At 59.7% G+C, this 15,975-nt stretch carries 12 protein-coding genes; 9 read left to right on the top strand and 3 right to left on the bottom strand.

Annotation, left to right across the window (positions count from 1 at the left end; all coding sequences use genetic code 11):
- Entirely contained in the window at window positions 1-1,086 is a 1,086-nt protein-coding gene (locus tag WA928_RS05945; protein WP_424300817.1) for an ornithine cyclodeaminase, read from the top strand.
- A gap of 63 nt (window positions 1,087-1,149) precedes the next feature.
- Entirely contained in the window at window positions 1,150-2,073 is a 924-nt protein-coding gene (gene rocF, locus WA928_RS05940; protein WP_424300814.1) for an arginase, read from the top strand.
- A gap of 105 nt (window positions 2,074-2,178) precedes the next feature.
- On the opposite strand, the gene gdhA is transcribed toward rocF, so the two are convergent.
- The 3 genes from gdhA to trxA form a co-directional block, all read right to left on the bottom strand.
- On the bottom strand, window positions 2,179-3,519 hold the full coding sequence (gdhA, locus tag WA928_RS05935; protein ID WP_424300811.1) for an NADP-specific glutamate dehydrogenase: 1,341 nt from the start codon (window positions 3,517-3,519) through the stop codon (window positions 2,179-2,181).
- Window positions 3,520-3,532: 13 nt separating this feature from the next.
- Window positions 3,533-4,789, bottom strand: coding sequence for a transcription termination factor Rho (gene rho, locus WA928_RS05930; protein WP_424300808.1), 1,257 nt, complete (start codon window positions 4,787-4,789; stop codon window positions 3,533-3,535).
- A 96-nt stretch (window positions 4,790-4,885) separates the two neighbouring features.
- On the bottom strand, window positions 4,886-5,212 hold the full coding sequence (gene trxA, locus WA928_RS05925; protein ID WP_424301174.1) for a thioredoxin TrxA: 327 nt from the start codon (window positions 5,210-5,212) through the stop codon (window positions 4,886-4,888).
- 156 nt (window positions 5,213-5,368) lie between these two features.
- Between trxA and WA928_RS05920 the strand changes: the two genes are divergently transcribed.
- The 7 genes from WA928_RS05920 to WA928_RS05890 all read left to right on the top strand — a co-directional run bounded on the left by WA928_RS05920 (window position 5,369) and on the right by WA928_RS05890 (window position 15,972).
- Window positions 5,369-7,330, top strand: coding sequence for a DNA topoisomerase IV subunit B (locus tag WA928_RS05920; protein WP_424300805.1), 1,962 nt, complete (start codon window positions 5,369-5,371; stop codon window positions 7,328-7,330).
- A gap of 9 nt (window positions 7,331-7,339) precedes the next feature.
- On the top strand, window positions 7,340-9,649 hold the full coding sequence (gene parC, locus WA928_RS05915; RefSeq protein WP_424300802.1) for a DNA topoisomerase IV subunit A: 2,310 nt from the start codon (window positions 7,340-7,342) through the stop codon (window positions 9,647-9,649).
- Between the two features lie 54 nt (window positions 9,650-9,703).
- Complete coding sequence (locus WA928_RS05910) at window positions 9,704-10,747, top strand: CDP-6-deoxy-delta-3,4-glucoseen reductase (protein ID WP_424300799.1); 1,044 nt, start codon at window positions 9,704-9,706, stop codon at window positions 10,745-10,747.
- Complete coding sequence (locus WA928_RS05905; protein ID WP_424300796.1) at window positions 10,744-11,997, top strand: D-amino acid dehydrogenase; 1,254 nt, start codon at window positions 10,744-10,746, stop codon at window positions 11,995-11,997. Before WA928_RS05910 ends, WA928_RS05905 begins: the two co-directional genes overlap by 4 nt.
- Window positions 11,998-12,003: 6 nt before the next feature.
- Complete coding sequence (locus tag WA928_RS05900) at window positions 12,004-13,317, top strand: extracellular solute-binding protein (protein ID WP_424300793.1); 1,314 nt, start codon at window positions 12,004-12,006, stop codon at window positions 13,315-13,317.
- A 136-nt stretch (window positions 13,318-13,453) separates the two neighbouring features.
- Window positions 13,454-14,386 carry a TcpQ domain-containing protein gene (locus WA928_RS05895; protein ID WP_424300790.1) on the top strand — a complete coding sequence of 311 codons (933 nt, stop codon included), beginning with the start codon at window positions 13,454-13,456 and terminating at the stop codon, window positions 14,384-14,386.
- Window positions 14,386-15,972 carry a hypothetical protein gene (locus WA928_RS05890; protein ID WP_424300787.1) on the top strand — a complete coding sequence of 529 codons (1,587 nt, stop codon included), beginning with the start codon at window positions 14,386-14,388 and terminating at the stop codon, window positions 15,970-15,972. Before WA928_RS05895 ends, WA928_RS05890 begins: the two co-directional genes overlap by 1 nt.
- The last annotated feature ends 3 nt before the right edge of the window (window positions 15,973-15,975 follow it).

Raw genomic sequence — 15,975 nt, 5'->3', positions numbered from 1 at the left:
ATGACATGGATGCTGACCACCACCGATGTCGCCATGCTGGTCAACCGCATGGGGATTGCCAAGGCCCTGGCGGTCTTGGCCCAATATGTTCAGGATGATTTTCTACGTTGGGAGTCGTTCGAAAAAACGCCACGGTTGTCCAGCCATTCGGCGGTTGGCGTGATCGAACTCATGCCCACCACAGACACTGAACGCTATTCATTTAAGTTCGTCAACGGACACCCCGCCAACCCACGCCAGGGCTTGCCCACCGTGATGGCTTTTGGCGCCTTGGCGGACGTCAGCACGGGCATGCCGTTGCTGCTGAGTGAACTGACCTTAACCACGGCTTTGCGTACTGCCGCCACCTCGGTGGTGGCGGCGCGCGTATTGGCGCGCCCGGGGGCGCACACCATGGCCCTGATCGGCAACGGCGCGCAAAGCGAGTTTCAGGCGCTGGCGTTTCACCATATGCTGGGTATCGACACGTTATTTGTCTACGACATAGACCCGCGCGCCAGCCAGAAGCTGATCAAGAACCTATCGGTTTGTCCGGGCCTGGAGGTGCATCTGGCCACCAGCGTGGCCCAGGCCACCGCCAGAGCCGACATCATCACCACGGTTACGGCGGATAAGACCAATGCCCTGATTCTGACCCCCGGGATGGTACGTCCGGGCGTGCACCTGAATGCCGTGGGCGGCGATTGTCCGGGTAAGACAGAGCTTCACCCCGATATTCTCCAGGGGGCCAGCACCTTTATCGAGTTTGAACCGCAGTCCCGTATCGAGGGTGAAATCCAGCAGATGCCTGCTGATTATGGCGTGATTCCCCTCTGGGAAGTCCTGGCTGGCCATCGGCCAGGCCGCCAGGCCAACGACGAAATCACCGTGTTTGATTCAGTAGGGTTTGCACTTGAGGATTTTTCTGCCCTGCGTTTTCTTTGGGATCAATCACGTGCGCTGCACATTGGCCAGGCACTGGAGCTTGTCCCCGAGGGTGATCCTAAAAATCTGTTTGGTGCGATGCGGCGCCTGGGTGCGGCGGATGGTGCCACGGGCGTTGGACAGAAAACCACGCGCTCGCGCCAGGACACGCAGTATGTTTAAACTGCGTTGCAGGTGTTTTATGTCGCAGTGCGTCGCGTGGCGGCACGCACAAAAGGACAGGCCATGACAAAAAAAACAGTTGCCTTGATTGGTGTCCCCACGGATGTGGGGGCTGGGGTGCGGGGCGCCTCGATGGGGCCGGAGGCCCTGCGCGTGGCGGGCCTTGCCCGGGCATTGTCCCGCCAGGGGCTGGACGTGCTGGATACCGGTAACCTGGCCGGCCCGGTTAATCCCTGGCAGGCCCCCGTGCAAGGCTATCGTCATCTGCCTGAGGTTGTTCAATGGAACCAAACCCTGTTTGATGCAGTGTCGATCCAATTGCGCGCCCAGCGGCTGCCCCTGATGTTGGGCGGTGACCACAGCCTGGGGGTGGGGTCTGTCGGGGCGGTTGCGCGGTATTGCCGTCAACAAGGGCGTCCGTTGCGCGTGTTCTGGCTGGATGCCCATACCGATTTCAATACGGCAACACTGACGCCCAGCGGTAACGTGCATGGCATGCCCGTAGCTTGTCTATGCGGTTTTGGCCCCGATGCCCTCGTTAATCTGGGGGGCAGTGGCGCTGCGTTGGGTGTGGCAGACTTGCGCATGATTGGTATCCGCAGCGTGGATCATCAAGAGCGGTTGTTTGTGCATGAACAAAAGCTCGATGTCTACGACATGCGCACCATCGACGAACTGGGCATGCGGGCGGTGATGCAGGCGGCCTTGGCCGATTTGCCAGACGACGCACATATCCATGTCAGCTTTGATGTGGATTTTCTGGATCCTCGCGATGCGCCGGGGGTTGGCACCACGGTGCAGGGTGGGCCCACCTGGCGTGAGGCCCAGCTGTGCATGGAAATGCTGGCCGATACCGGGCGGGTGGGCTCGCTGGATATTGTCGAGCTTAATCCGGCCCTGGATGTGTGCAACAGCACCGCCAAAGTGGCGGTGCAAATGGTTGAAAGTCTGTTTGGCAAAAGTACGCTGGTGCGTGGGGCTCGCTGATGGTCTGGGGCAACACCGGTAGCCCGATCAAAAGGCTGTGCCAGAAAGAAAAAAGCTCCCGAGGGAGCTTTTTTCACGGATGCAATGACATCTGTGGCAAATACATTAATACACTCCTTGGCAGAGCATCGCGTCGGCCACTTTGACGAAACCGGCAATGTTGGCGCCATTGAGGTAATTGGTTGTACCGTTGTCGGTGCCATAGTGCACGCAGTTGCGATGGATGTCGCGCATGATGTCGTGCAGCTTGGTGTCCACTTGCTCGCGGGTCCAGTGCAACCGTTGCGCGTTTTGGCTCATCTCGAGGCCGGATACGGCCACGCCACCTGCATTGCTGGCTTTGCCTGGCGCATACAGCACCCCTGCGGCGATGAAGGCTTCTGCCGCTTCGATGGATGAGGGCATGTTGGCACCTTCAGCCACGCATTTCACGCCATTGGCGATCAGGGTGCGGGCGTCATCGATCTCTAGCTCGTTTTGGGTCGCGCAGGGCAGGGCCACGTCGACCGGTACATGCCAGGGTCGTTTGCCGTCTTCGTAGGTGAGACCAAATTGTTTGGCGTATTCTTCGATGCAGCCACGTTGCTCGTTTTTGAGTCTGATCAGGGCAGCGAGCTTTTCGGGGGTGAAGCCAGCAGGATCCACTACGCAGCCGTGGGAGTCGGACACCGTGATGACACGGGCGCCCAGTTGCATGCATTTTTCGATGGCGTATTGTGCCACGTTGCCAGAACCCGACACGGCTACTGTATAGCCTTCGAGCGATTGGCCTACGTGCTTGAGCATTTCTTCGGCGAAGTACACCACACCGTAGCCGGTGGCTTCGGGGCGAATCAGGCTGCCGCCAAACGACAGGCCCTTGCCGGTGAAGACGCTGCCGGTTTGGTTGGAGAGCTTTTTCATCATGCCGGCCATGAACCCGACTTCGCGGCCGCCCACGCCGATGTCGCCCGCCGGCACATCGGTATCAGGGCCCAGGTGACGATAGAGTTCAATCATCAGTGCCTGACAAAAACGCATCACTTCGGCGTCGGACTTGCATTTGGGGTCAAAGTCGGATCCGCCTTTCCCGCTGCCCATGGGCAGAGTGGTGAGGGCATTTTTAAAGGTTTGCTCGAATGCCAGGAACTTGAGGATGGAGAGGTTGACCGAAGGGTGGAACCGCATCCCACCCTTGTAGGGGCCGATGGCAGAGCTGTGCTGAATACGAAAGCCGCGATTGACGCGGGTGTGACCAGTGTCATCCATCCAGCAAATCCGGAACTGAATGGCGCGTTCGGGTTCGACGATGCGTTCAAGCAAGGCCTGGCTGGCGTAGCGTGGATTTTTTTCGATGAACGGCCACAAACTGTGCATGACCTCTTTGACAGCCTGCATGAATTCTGGCTGGTGAGGGTCGCGCGCCTGTAGTTGTGAAAGAAACTGTTCGACGGAAGGAAGACTCATGAAAGATGCTCGCTTATTTCTTCATCATGTCAAAAAATTCGGCGTTGTTTTTGGTGGCCCGGATTTTGTCCAGGATGAATTCCATGGCGTCCACTTCATCCATGTCGTGGATGAATTTGCGCAATACCCAAACCTTTTGTAAAAGGTCAGGCTTGATCAGGAGCTCTTCACGACGTGTGCCGGATTTGTTCAGGTTGATGGCCGGATAAATACGCTTCTCGGCCAATCGGCGTTCGAGGTGCACTTCGGAGTTGCCGGTGCCCTTGAATTCTTCGTAAATCACTTCGTCCATGCGGCTGCCGGTTTCAATCAGGGCAGTGCCGATGATGGTGAGGGAGCCGCCTTCTTCGAGATTGCGGGCCGCGCCAAAGAAGCGCTTGGGCCGCTGCAAAGCGTTGGCATCGACACCACCGGTAAGTACCTTGCCTGAGGCAGGGACAACTGTGTTGTAGGCACGGGCCAGGCGCGTAATCGAATCCAGCAAAATGACTACGTCTTTTTTGAGTTCGACCAGCCGCTTGGCTTTTTCGATCACCATCTCGGCCACTTGTACGTGCCGGGTGGCGGGCTCGTCGAAGGTGGAGGCCACCACTTCACCGCGCACGGTGCGTTGCATTTCGGTGACTTCTTCGGGACGCTCGTCGACCAGCATCACGATCATCACCGCTTCCGGATAGTTGGTGGTGATGGCGTGGGCGATATGCTGCATCATCACCGTTTTGCCGGATTTGGGGCTGGCAACGATCAGGGCGCGCTGACCTTTGCCGATCGGGGCAAAGATATCCATGATGCGCCCGGTGATGTTCTCTTTGCTCTTGATGTCGCGCTCGAGCACCATGGGCTCATCGGGGTGCAGCGGCGTCAGGTTCTCGAACATGATCCGGTGCTTGATGGCCTCGGGTTGCATGCCATTGACCTTGTCCACCTTGACTAGGGCAAAGTAGCGCTCGCCGTCTTTGGGTGTGCGGACTTCGCCTTCGATGGAGTCGCCCGTATGCAGGTTGAATCGGCGGATCTGAGACGGTGAGATGTAAATATCGTCGGTGCTGGCCAGATACGAGGTGTCGGGTGAGCGCAGGAAGCCGAACCCGTCGGGCAGCACTTCTAGCACGCCATCACCAAAAATTTGCTCGCCTTGTTTGGCGCGCCGTTTCATGATGGCGAACATCAGTTCCTGTTTGCGCAGTCGGCTGGCGTTGTCGATCTCGAGACCGGCGGCCATGTCGAGCAACTGCGAAACGTGCAGCGCTTTGAGTTCGTTCAGATGCATGGGGAAGAAGGGGAAGGTAGAGTCGTTGGACCCGTTACGAGCCCGGAAATGAGCTCGCAGGCACTGGCGTGCGGGATGGGTCGGGGTGAAAAAGGGTTAGAGAGATTCGTCGAGAAAAGCCTGCAACTGAGTGCGTGACAGCGCGCCCACCTTGGTGGTGGCAACCTTGCCGTCTTTGAACAGCATCAGTGTGGGAATACCACGGATGCCGTATTGGGCTGCACTGTTGGGATTTTCGTCGACATTAAGCTTGGCTATCTTTAGCCGGCCTTGGTATTGGGCCGCGGCTTCGTCGAGCAGGGGGGCCACCATTTTGCAGGGGCCGCACCATTCTGCCCAGTAATCGACCAGGACGGGAAGTTCGGATTGGAGCACGTCAGCCTGGAATGACGCATCGCTTACGTGCTGGATGGAGTCGCTCATGGTGTGCGGTAGTGTCGCAGTTGCTAGATAAGGGAATAAACCGGGCAGGACGTTGTGCCGGCGCTTGAAGAAGGGCGCGACAAGCCCGATATCACTAAGCATACCATTATCTTCGTAAAATGGTGACCTTTTTGATGCCTAACCACGGACAGTACATTGAGCACAGCACGCTATGACGAATCTTCGATTCGAGTCTTGAAGGGTCTGGAGCCGGTGCGTCAGCGCCCCGGCATGTACACCCGAACCGACAATCCCTTGCACATCATCCAGGAGGTGATTGATAACGCAGCAGATGAAGCCCTAGCTGGTTTCGGCCAGCACATTGCGGTCAGCTTGCATGCCGATGGCAGCCTCTCGGTGGAGGACGATGGCCGGGGAATACCGGTGGGCGAGCATCCAGAAGAGCACGCGCCGGTGGTTGAACTGGTGTTCACGCGGCTGCACGCCGGGGGCAAATTCAACAAGGCTGACGGCGGTGCATACGCGTTTTCCGGCGGTCTGCATGGGGTGGGTGTGTCAGTTACCAATGCCTTGTCGACGCGCCTTGAGGTCACGGTCTGGCGGGATGGTGGTGAGTACCGCATCGTGTTTGCTGATGGGGCAGTGATAGAGTCGCTGAGCAAGACAGGCAGTGTGGGCAAGCGGCGCACGGGCACGCGGGTGCGGGCCTGGCCTGATCCCCGGTATTTTGATCACGCGCAGGTACCACTGGCGGATCTTGAGCATGCCTTGCGCAGCAAAGCGGTGCTGCTGCCCGGTACCCGCGTCACCCTGAACATCGAAAAAAATGCCCAGCAACGCGAGTGGCATTACGAGTCTGGTTTGCAGGGCTATCTTGCCGAGGCGCTGGCGGGTACGCCTGTGCTGATCCCCATGTTTCTGGGTCAACAATACGCGGGGGCTGATGATGAGCATTTTGCCCGCGGCGAGGGCGCCCAATGGGTGGTGGCCTGGACAGAAGAAGGGCCGGTGGTCCGTGAATCCTATGTCAACCTGATTGCCACCACGGCAGGCGGAACCCACGAATCTGGCCTGCGTGAAGGCTTGTTCAATGCGGTCAAATCCTTTGCCGAACTGCATAACCTCTTGCCCAAAGGCATTCGCCTTTTGCCCGAGGACGTCTTTGCCCGTGCCAGTTTTATTTTGTCGGCCAAGGTGCTTGATCCCCAATTCCAGGGCCAGATCAAAGAGCGGCTGAACAGCCGTGACGCGGTGCGCCTGGTGGGCACGTATCTGCGAAATGCGCTAGAGCTTTGGCTGCACGCCAATGTCGAGCACGGCAAACGTCTGGCCGAGTTGGCCATTGGCCAGGCGCAGGCCCGCACGCGGGCAGCCCGCAAGGTAGAAAAGCGCAAGGGGTCGGGGGTGGCGGTGTTGCCGGGAAAACTTACCGACTGCGAATCCTCGGATGCATCACGCACCGAGGTTTTTCTGGTTGAGGGTGATTCGGCCGGCGGTTCTGCCAAGATGGGGCGCGACAAAGAGTTTCAGGCGATTTTGCCGTTGCGTGGCAAGATCCTCAATGCCTGGGAAGTTGAGCGTGACCGCCTGTTTGCCAACAACGAAATCCACGATATTTCCGTGGCCATCGGAGTGGATCCGCATGCGCCTGGGCAGGATATCGATCTGTCGGGCCTGCGCTATGGCCGCATCTGTATTTTGTCTGATGCAGACGTCGATGGTTCGCACATCCAGGTGCTTTTACTGACCCTGTTTTTGCGCCATTTCCCGCAGCTGATCGACACCGGACATGTGTATATTGCGCGCCCGCCCCTGTTTCGCGTGGATGTGCCCGCGGCCGGCAAGCGGCCGGCGCGCAAGCTGTATTGTCTGGATCAGGAGGAACTGGATGCGGTGCAGGAAAAGCTGCGGGGTGAAAACCTGCGCGAGGGCAGCTGGCGCATCAGCCGATTCAAGGGCCTGGGCGAAATGAATGCTGAGCAGCTTTGGGATACCACGCTCAACCCCGACACCCGCCGGTTGGCTCAAGTGCGGCATGGCGATGAAGGGGTGAAGGCGTCGATGCAGTTGTTTGAAATGTTGATGGCGCGGGGCGAATCGGGGCAGCGGCGCAGCTGGCTCGAAGACAAAGGCAATCTGGCCGAAGTGGATGTTTAAGGAATAAAAATGGATGCCAATACCGCAGATTTATTGACTGCAGACGGGGATGACGGCCTGGTGCTGGCCCGCTACGCCGAGCAGGCTTATCTGGATTACGCCGTTTCGGTGGTGCGCGGCCGGGCCTTGCCGGAAGTCTCGGACGGCCAGAAGCCTGTACAGCGGCGGATACTCTACGCCATGGATGCGATGGGGCTGGGAGGCCAGTCGCGTCCGGTGAAATCCGCCCGGGTGGTGGGTGATGTGCTGGGCAAGTATCATCCCCACGGAGATCAGGCGGCCTACGACGCCATGGTGCGCATGGCACAGGATTTTGTCCTGCGTTATCCGCTGATCGACGGCCACGGCAATTTTGGCTCGCGGGATGGCGACAACGCCGCTGCCATGCGCTACACCGAGGCACGCCTGACGCCCTTCTCGCGCCTGTTGCTTGATGAGCTGGATGAGGGCACTGTTGATTTCATCCCCAATTACGATGGCAGCCAGCAAGAGCCCGTGTGCCTGCCGGCGCGCCTGCCCGTAATGCTGCTTAACGGGGCCTCGGGCATTGCCGTGGGGATGGCCACCGAGATCCCCTCGCACAATTTGCGCGAAATTGCCCGTGCCTGCGTGGCTTTGCTGCGCAAGCCCAACCTGGCTGACGAGGAGCTTTACGCCCTGGTGCCAGGGCCGGATTTTCCGGGGGGCGGACAAATCATTTCGTCGCCAGCCGATGTGGCGCACATTTATGCCAGTGGGCGTGGGTCAATCAAGGCGCGTGCCCGCTGGCACTTCGAGGATCTGGCGCGCGGCCAGTGGCAACTGGTGGTCACTGAGCTGCCCCCCGGCACCTCATCCCAGAAAATTCTCGAAACCATCGAAGACCTCACCAACCCCAAGCCACGAGCAGGAAAAAAATCCCTGTCTTCCGAGCAGCAGCAAACCAAGGCACTGGTTCTGGGGCTGCTGGATACTGTGCGGGATGAGTCCGGCAAGCAAGCCCCGGTGCGGCTGGTGTTTGAGCCCAAGTCCAGAACCATCGACCGTGATGAGTTTGTCAACTTGCTGCTCGTACGCACCGGGCTTGAGGGTAATGTCTCGCTGAATCTGGTGTGTATCGACACCGATGGCCGGCCGGGGCAGCGCAGCCTGCGCCAAGTGCTTGAATCCTGGCTGGCGTTTCGGGCGCAAACGGTTACCCGGCGTACGCGCCACCGCCTGGATAAAGTGCTGGATCGTATCCATATCCTGGAGGGCCGCAGCATTGTGTACCTCAACGTGGATGAGGTGATCCGCACAATTCGTGAGGCGGATGATCCGCGTGATGCCCTGATGCAGCGCTTTAATCTCAGCGAGCGCCAAGCCGACGATATTCTCGAAATGCGCCTGCGCCAGCTGGCCCGTCTCGAGGGTATCCGTATCGAGCAGGAGCTTGAACAAAAGCGCAAGGATCAAGAGGGGCTTGAGCATTTGCTGGACAATCCCGACGCCTTTCGGCGTCTGATCATCCGTGAAATCGAAGCCGATGCCAAACAGTATGGGGACGATCGTCGAACCCTCATCGAGGCGGCCGATCGTGCCGTGATGGAGACCGCCGTGCTGGATGAGCCTGTCACAGTGGTGATGTCGCAAAAGGGCTGGTTACGTGTGCGTCAGGGCCATGGGCATGATGCCGGCCAGTTTGGCTTCAAGGCGGGCGATTCGCTGTACGACACGGTGGAATGCCGCAGCACGCAAGAGCTGCTGGCCATCTCCAGCACCGGCCGCACCTACAGCGTGCCAGTGGCCGGCCTGCCTTCGGCCCGCGGAGACGGCCAGCCCATTTCCTCGATGGTGTCGCTTGAGCCCGGCAGCCGGATCGTGCACATGCTGGTGGCGGCGGCCGATCAATCCCTGATGCTCGGCGTGGTGTCTGGCTATGGCTTCAGGGCCACGGCGGGAGACCTCAGTACCCGTCAGCATGCCGGCAAGCAGTTCATCACGGTAGATAAGGGCGAAACCTTGCTTAAACCCCTGTTGCTCGGCCCCGGGGATCAGGCGCTGGCCTTGCTGAGCCAAAAGGGACGCTTTTTGGTGGTGGCGCTCGATGAGCTCAAGACCTTGTCGGGTGGCGGACGCGGCACCATTCTGATGGGTCTGGATGATGATGATCATCTGGCGCAATGGGCGGCTGTGGGGCCGGCTGGCGTCGTACTGCGCGGTCTGTATCGAGCCCGCGACACCGAGTTGTGCCTGACGCCCGACGACCTGGCCGCCTATGCCGGGCGGCGCGCACGCAAGGGCAAGTTGCTGGATGTCAAAATCAAGCAGCCCAGCCTGTGGTCGGGTACGGCTGGTTAACAATGCCGAGAGGTCTAAAATAACGGATTGGCGTTGGTTTTTTCGGAATCTGAAATGAGCTTCAAGGTGTCGGTGCAGCCGGCTGGCCAGGCGTTTGTGGCCAAGCCTGGGCAAACCATACTGGATGCTGCTCTGGAGGCAGGCATCGTGCTGCCTTACAGCTGCCGCAACGGAACATGCTCTACTTGCCGCGGACGGGTGGTGACAGGTGATTATGAGGCCGGGCCTGCCCCCGGCCGCGTTCTGGATGCGGCCGATCTCGCACAGGGCTACACGCTGCTGTGCCAGGCGTGTCCCACCTCTGACGTCACCATCGAGGCTGAAGAAGTGCGGATGAGGGGCGATATCGTGGTGCGCAAGATGCCGGTGCGCGTGCATGCATTGACACCTTTGGCCACCGATGTCACCGAGCTCACCCTGCAGCTGCCCTCAGCCGAAGCGTTTAATTTTCAGCCGGGGCAATACCTGGATTTCCTCTTTAAAGATGGCCAGCGCCGCAGCTATTCGATGGCCTGCGCCCAGGCCCAAGACCACCGGGTGCAATTACACCTGAGGCATACACCGGGCGGTTTTTTCACCGACCGCGTCTTTGGCGTCGGCGAGTCGCCCGTCAAGCTGCGTGATATCTTGCGTATCGAAGGCCCGCTGGGTTCGTTTTTCCTGCGCGATCAACCGCAACCCATTGTCTTTTTGGCCAGCGGTACCGGGTTTGCGCCCATCAAGGCCATGATCGAGGCCATGCTGGTGCAAGGCGATGTCCGTCCTGCTGTGCTGTACTGGGGCGGGCGCCGGCCGGCTGATCTTTATCAGATGGATCTCCCTCGGGCATGGGCAGCGCAGTGGCCGGGGTTTCGCTTTGTGCCGGTGCTGTCCGATACACAACCCGAAGATGCCTGGAGAGGCCGCGCGGGCTGGGTACATCAGGCGGTGATGGCCGATTTCCCGGATTTGTCCGGACATCAGGTGTATGCCTGCGGCGCGCCGGCAATGGTCGAGGCCGCCCGCCACGATTTCACCCGAAAATGCCAGTTGGCGCCAGACATGTTCTACGCTGATGCCTTCACCACCGAGGCCGATCGGGCCGAGGCCCAGGCATGAAAATTGCGGTGTTGGGTGCCGGTATTATTGGTGTGTCCAGTGCGTGGTGGCTGGCCCGCGCAGGACACGAAGTTGAAGTCATCGATCGCCAACCCGGCGCAGCCCTGGAAACCAGCCGGGCCAATGGCGGACAGATATCCGTGTGCTACGCCGAGCCCTGGGCCAGCGTCCATACGCTAAAGAAGGTGTTGCGCTGGGTGGGGCGTGCCGATGCGCCGCTGCGTTTCAGCCCACGCCTGAGCCTGCGCCAGTGGATGTGGTGCGCACGCTACCTGAATGAGTGCCGCCCGCCACGATTTGCACGCAATGTGCGTGCCATGGTGGCGCTGGCCCAATACAGCCGCGCAACCCTTCGCGAGCTGCGTACAGATCTGAACATTGATTACAACCATCTCGAGCGCGGCATCCTGGCGTTTTACCGCCATCCGCGGGAGTTCGAGCATGCCCAGGCCAGTGCGGCGCTGATGCGGGAGTTGGGTGTGGATCGCCAGGTGGTGGACGCCGCTGAGGTGCTGCGCATCGAGCCCGCATTGGCCGCGGCCCGTGATCCTATCATCGGTGGAGATTTCACCGCAGATGATGAGTCTGGCGATATACATCTATTTACCCGTGCGCTGGCCGGCCATGCACAAGCGGCTGGCGTGCGCTTTCGTTTCAATACCCGGGTCAATCGTCTGCATGCCGTGGATGGCAAGGTGTCGGTTGCCGAGATCGTCGAGCCCGATGGTTTTTTCAGGTCTTTGCATGCGGATGCCTATGTGGTGGCGCTGGGCAGCTTCAGCCCGATGCTGCTGGCCCCTTTAGGGCTGGCCTGCCCGGTGTATCCGGCCAAAGGCTATTCGGCCACCTTCAACCTGCGAGATCCCGCCGCCGCCCCCATGGTCAGTTTGGTTGATCAGGAAATGAAAATTGTCACATCACGCCTGGGCAATCAGCTGCGGATGGCCGGGACGGCGGAGATTGGTGGATATTCACGCGCCTTGGATACGGGCCGTTGCAATCAATTGGCCGAACATGCACGTTCCTTGTTCCCAAGTGCGCTCGATTTTGATAATGTTCAGTTCTGGTCTGGACTGCGGCCCCTTACCCCTTCAAATGTCCCGATGATCGGGCGCTCCCGGTTACGCAACCTGTATGTCAATACAGGTCATGGCAGCCTGGGATGGACTATGGGAGCTGGCTCAGGCAGGGTTTTGGCCGATCTGATTTCCGGGCGCCGGCCAGATATCGACTTTCCTTTTTTGGATTAAATCATCATGAGTTTTCCCATGGCTTCCGGCGTGCGTCGCCCGGGCTTGTGTACGGCCTGGACTTTGGCCGCGCTGGTTGCTTCAGGCTCGGCTTGGGCCGCTACGGATGTGCCAGTCTGGCTCAGCCTGGATAGCCACAACACGGATGCGTTTGAATCGCTGGTCAAGGCCTATAACCGCAGCCAGTCGGATGTTCAGGTAAAGGTGCGCTCGTTTGACACGCCCGAGGAACTCAGCCAGGCACTGGATGCGGCAGCCAAAAGCAAGTCGCTGCCGGCGCTGGCCCAGATCGGCGATAGCCATACGCTCGAGGACATCTCGCAACGGTCGTATGTCCAGCCTTTTTATACGCTGCAAAAATCCGCACCGCTTAAAAAAGTGGATTGGTTCGTGTCCTCGGACAACGCCTTCATCCATGATGCCAAGGGCCGCCTGATGGCGTTTCCGGCCATGCTCGAAGTCCCCGTGATGTATTACAACGAGGATGCCTTCAAAAGGGCAGGCATTGTGCCGGCCATCCCGCAGCGTACCTGGATGAGTCTCCAGGGACAGCTGGTCAGCATGGCCAACAAGGGCTCGCGCAAATGCCCGCTCACATCCAATCTGCCGGTATCCATCAACCTCGAAAACCTGGCGGCCGTCAATAATCAGCTGTATGCCAGTGCCGATAACGGCCTCAAGGCCAAGGGCCTGCCCAGTTTTTCGTTTGATGTCACCTATGTGCGCCATCTGTCGCTGATGATCAGCTGGGTGCGCTCGGAGATCATGGTGCGCCCGGATGCCGGAATGCGTTCCATCAGCCGGTTTGCCAATGGCGAGTGCGCCGTCATGATGTCCAGCTCCGGGCATATCGGGCAGTTCAACCAACAACGCAAGTTGCACTACGCCGTATCGGGCTTGCCGTACTACCCAGAGGTCACCAAGGTGCCCGGTAATCCCTTTATCAGCGGTTCCGGGTTGTGGGTAATGAAATCCAGCAAACCCGTGACCGATGCCACAGCAGCGTTTCTTGGCTGGCTGGCCCAGCCCGATCACGCCGCGCAGTGGTACCAGGAAACCGGTTATCTGCCACTAACAAAAGCTGCTTTCAATAAGACACCTGCCAGTTACTATGCCAACCTGGGACAGTGGCGCAACCTGGTCGCTGTGTATGCCGGGCGCTCGGCAGTCACGGGCCAGGGGTTCCGGATCAATAACTACCCTGAGATCCGCACCAAGTTCCAGCAGATCATCAATTCTGCCCTGGACGGTAAGCAGCCGGCTGTCACGGCGCTCAATGCAGCAAGCGCCGAGGGTAATCGCATGGTTCGCCAGCGCTAAAACATCCCAGATTTTTTTATCCGTTCGTATATCCCAGTCTGGTGGCGGGTTCGCCACCAGACCACCATAGGCACCCGATACCCGATATCTGGTGCCTGTTTTTTTGCCGGATCCGGGGGCTTACCTGGAGAGAGGCATGATCAAGATCTTGGGTGCGGTGTGTTTCAGCCTGGCGCTGGCAGGGTGTGCCACGCCGCAAAGCGAGGCCTGGTGGCGGGAGTTCGCCGGTTTGTCACCGCGTATTGCTCAGTACCATTTTGGCTGGCAACTCTCTGGCGATCCTGATCTTGCCCCCTTGCAGGTGTTTGATGACGGCACGGACACCTGGCTGCAGTATCCGGCCGGGCAGGCAGTACCTGCCGTATTTGCCCGCACGCCCGCCGGTGACACCTTGCTGAGGGTACAGCGTGATGGTGATTATTTGCGTGTACGAGGTGTACAGAGCCATCTGCTGATGCGCGGTGGCTTGTCCATGGCCGAGGCCCGGCGCCAGGGGGTAGGGCTTGGTTCCGTGGGGGCGTTGGCAGCGCCTGCACCTACCCCTGCACCGGTGGTGTTGCCTGTGGCCACGGCTGCCCCGGTGGCGGCTTCCGTTGCCGCACCTAAACCGGTGGCGGCGCCCGTTCCTAGGTCTGTTCCCGCCTTGATGCCCAGCCGCCCGTCCGGTGCCAGTCAGGTTGTCCAGGCTGCTTCTCCTGGCACTGCGCCTGGTGCGCGTCTTGCACCTGCCAGTGCCCCCATCGCACAGGCAGCAGGGCTGCCATTGGTTGGCAAAAAGCAGTCCTTCGAGGTGACACCAGGAGATGGCAATGTACGCCGTGCATTGGGGCGCTGGGCGCGGCAAGCCGGCTGGACCTTCGAGCCTGAGCACTGGGCGGTAGATGTGGATATTCCGCTGGCCGGCTCAGCCGAATTCGACGAACCTTTCCGTAACGCAGTACGCAGTCTTCTGGCCGCCACCGAACTCGGCGACCGGCCGGTTCAGCCGTGTTTTTATGCTAATCAGGTGATGCGTGTAGTGCCCTTGGCCCAGCGCTGTGATCGTACGCAGCTTGGTGGAGAATCCTGATGAAGGGGCGTTGGCTGATCAGCCTTGCAGTGTTGTTGCTACTGCCCGCCTGTGCTCTGCAAGAAAAATTGCAACAAGCTGCACAGGATTATCGACAACTGGATAAGTCCGTGGTGCAGGGACATCAGCGTTTTGGTCGCAGCGTCGAAAATCTCCAGCACCGTCAGGCCGCCCAGGAGGTCGATAAGCCTTGGGTTGCAGGGCCTGCGCAGCCCCTGGCCCGAGAGCTTTCCCTGCCACCGGCGCTACGTGCGCAGGTTCGCACCACCTTGCTGTTTGCTGGTGGTACGGACAATCTGCGACGTATTGCCCGACGCATCTCCGCGGTTACCGGTATTCCTGTTCATGTGCGCCCAGACGCCATGTTGCCGGCTGCCCACTTTTTGCCGCGCCTTGCGCAAGCTGCTGTGCCCATGCCTGCGCAAGATCCCGAGCAACCCTTCGATCTGGCAGCCCAGCCCGCGGCATTGCCTCTGATCCTGGATCGTTTGTGTGCCCACCTGGGTATTCGCTGGCGCTATGCCCAGGGCCGTATCGAGTTTTTCCGTACCGAGACACGGGTGTTCAATGTCCGTGCGCTTACCCTGGATGCCAAGGCGCAGGCCAGCCTGGGCCTGGCGGGTAGGCAGGGAGAGGGCGGCTTTATCAGTACGTCCAGCACACAGTTGCACAGTAGCGATCAGAATGTGCTCAAGACGGTGCGTGCGCGGATAGAGCCATTTTTGTCGCGAGCAGGTGTCCTGGTGGCCGAGCCCGGTGCGGGCGCCACCGTGGTGGTCACGGATTTGCCTGAGGTGCTTGATCGCATTGCAGGCTACCTGGACAAGGAAAACCGTGCGCTCACGCGCCGAGTCAGGCTGGTGTTTGAAGAACTCACCGTGGCACTCAACGAGCAGGCCCAGGCCAGCCTCGACTGGAATCTGGTGTTTTCCGGGGCACAGCTGGCCGCCAGCCTGACGGTGCCTGCCCTGGCCAGTGGGCCAGCGGGCAGGTTAGGAGCAGGGCTGGGCACGGGCTCGATGAGCGGCAGTGAGGCGGTGATCCGGGCACTGGGAGAATCCGTACATCTGGTGCGTCGCAGCAGCGTACCCATGCTTACACTGAATCGTCGGCCGGTTACCCATGCAGTGCGCACCACCTTCTCTTATATCGATCGCGTTCAAACCACGCCCCTATCCGGTACCAACGGTTTGGCCGTGCCTGCGGTTTCTGTGAATCAAAAAGAAGAAACCGTGGGATCTTTGCTGACGCTGGTACCAGATGCCCAGGAAAACGGGCAAATTTTACTGTCGCTGGCGTACGACAACACGGTCGCGCAACCCTTAAAAACAGTCACATTCGGCGACAAGGCCAATCCTCTGCAATTGCAGCAGCTCACCATCGAAGGCAATGGCACCGTGCAGCAATTGGCTTTGCAGCCAGGGCAGCCACTGGTGGTCTCGGGGTTTGACCGCCAGCAGTCTGAATCCACCGAACGGCGCCTGAATCCAGGCTTGCCAGCTATTTTTGGGGGCGGCAACCACCTGCAATCCCAACGGCTGGCCACCGTGCTCATCATCACCGCCCAGGTCGAAGAAGGGCTTTGAACC

Source organism: Castellaniella sp. (assembly GCF_049651205.1).
Classification (GTDB): Bacteria; Pseudomonadota; Gammaproteobacteria; order Burkholderiales; family Burkholderiaceae_B; genus Castellaniella.
This window is presented reverse-complemented; position numbering and strand designations above follow the sequence as displayed.

Bases quoted from the DNA above. Each gene is read 5' to 3' on its own strand.
- WA928_RS05945 (WP_424300817.1), top strand. From the start codon at position 1: ATGACATGGATGCTGACCACCACCGATGTCGCCATGCTGGTCAACCGC.
- rocF (WP_424300814.1), top strand. From the start codon at position 1,150: ATGACAAAAAAAACAGTTGCCTTGATTGGTGTCCCCACGGATGTGGGG.
- gdhA (WP_424300811.1), bottom strand. From the start codon at position 3,519: ATGAGTCTTCCTTCCGTCGAACAGTTTCTTTCACAACTACAGGCGCGC.
- rho (WP_424300808.1), bottom strand. From the start codon at position 4,789: ATGCATCTGAACGAACTCAAAGCGCTGCACGTTTCGCAGTTGCTCGAC.
- trxA (WP_424301174.1), bottom strand. From the start codon at position 5,212: ATGAGCGACTCCATCCAGCACGTAAGCGATGCGTCATTCCAGGCTGAC.
- parC (WP_424300802.1), top strand. From the start codon at position 7,340: ATGGATGCCAATACCGCAGATTTATTGACTGCAGACGGGGATGACGGC.
- WA928_RS05910 (WP_424300799.1), top strand. From the start codon at position 9,704: ATGAGCTTCAAGGTGTCGGTGCAGCCGGCTGGCCAGGCGTTTGTGGCC.
- WA928_RS05905 (WP_424300796.1), top strand. From the start codon at position 10,744: ATGAAAATTGCGGTGTTGGGTGCCGGTATTATTGGTGTGTCCAGTGCG.
- WA928_RS05900 (WP_424300793.1), top strand. From the start codon at position 12,004: ATGAGTTTTCCCATGGCTTCCGGCGTGCGTCGCCCGGGCTTGTGTACG.
- WA928_RS05895 (WP_424300790.1), top strand. From the start codon at position 13,454: ATGATCAAGATCTTGGGTGCGGTGTGTTTCAGCCTGGCGCTGGCAGGG.
- WA928_RS05890 (WP_424300787.1), top strand. From the start codon at position 14,386: ATGAAGGGGCGTTGGCTGATCAGCCTTGCAGTGTTGTTGCTACTGCCC.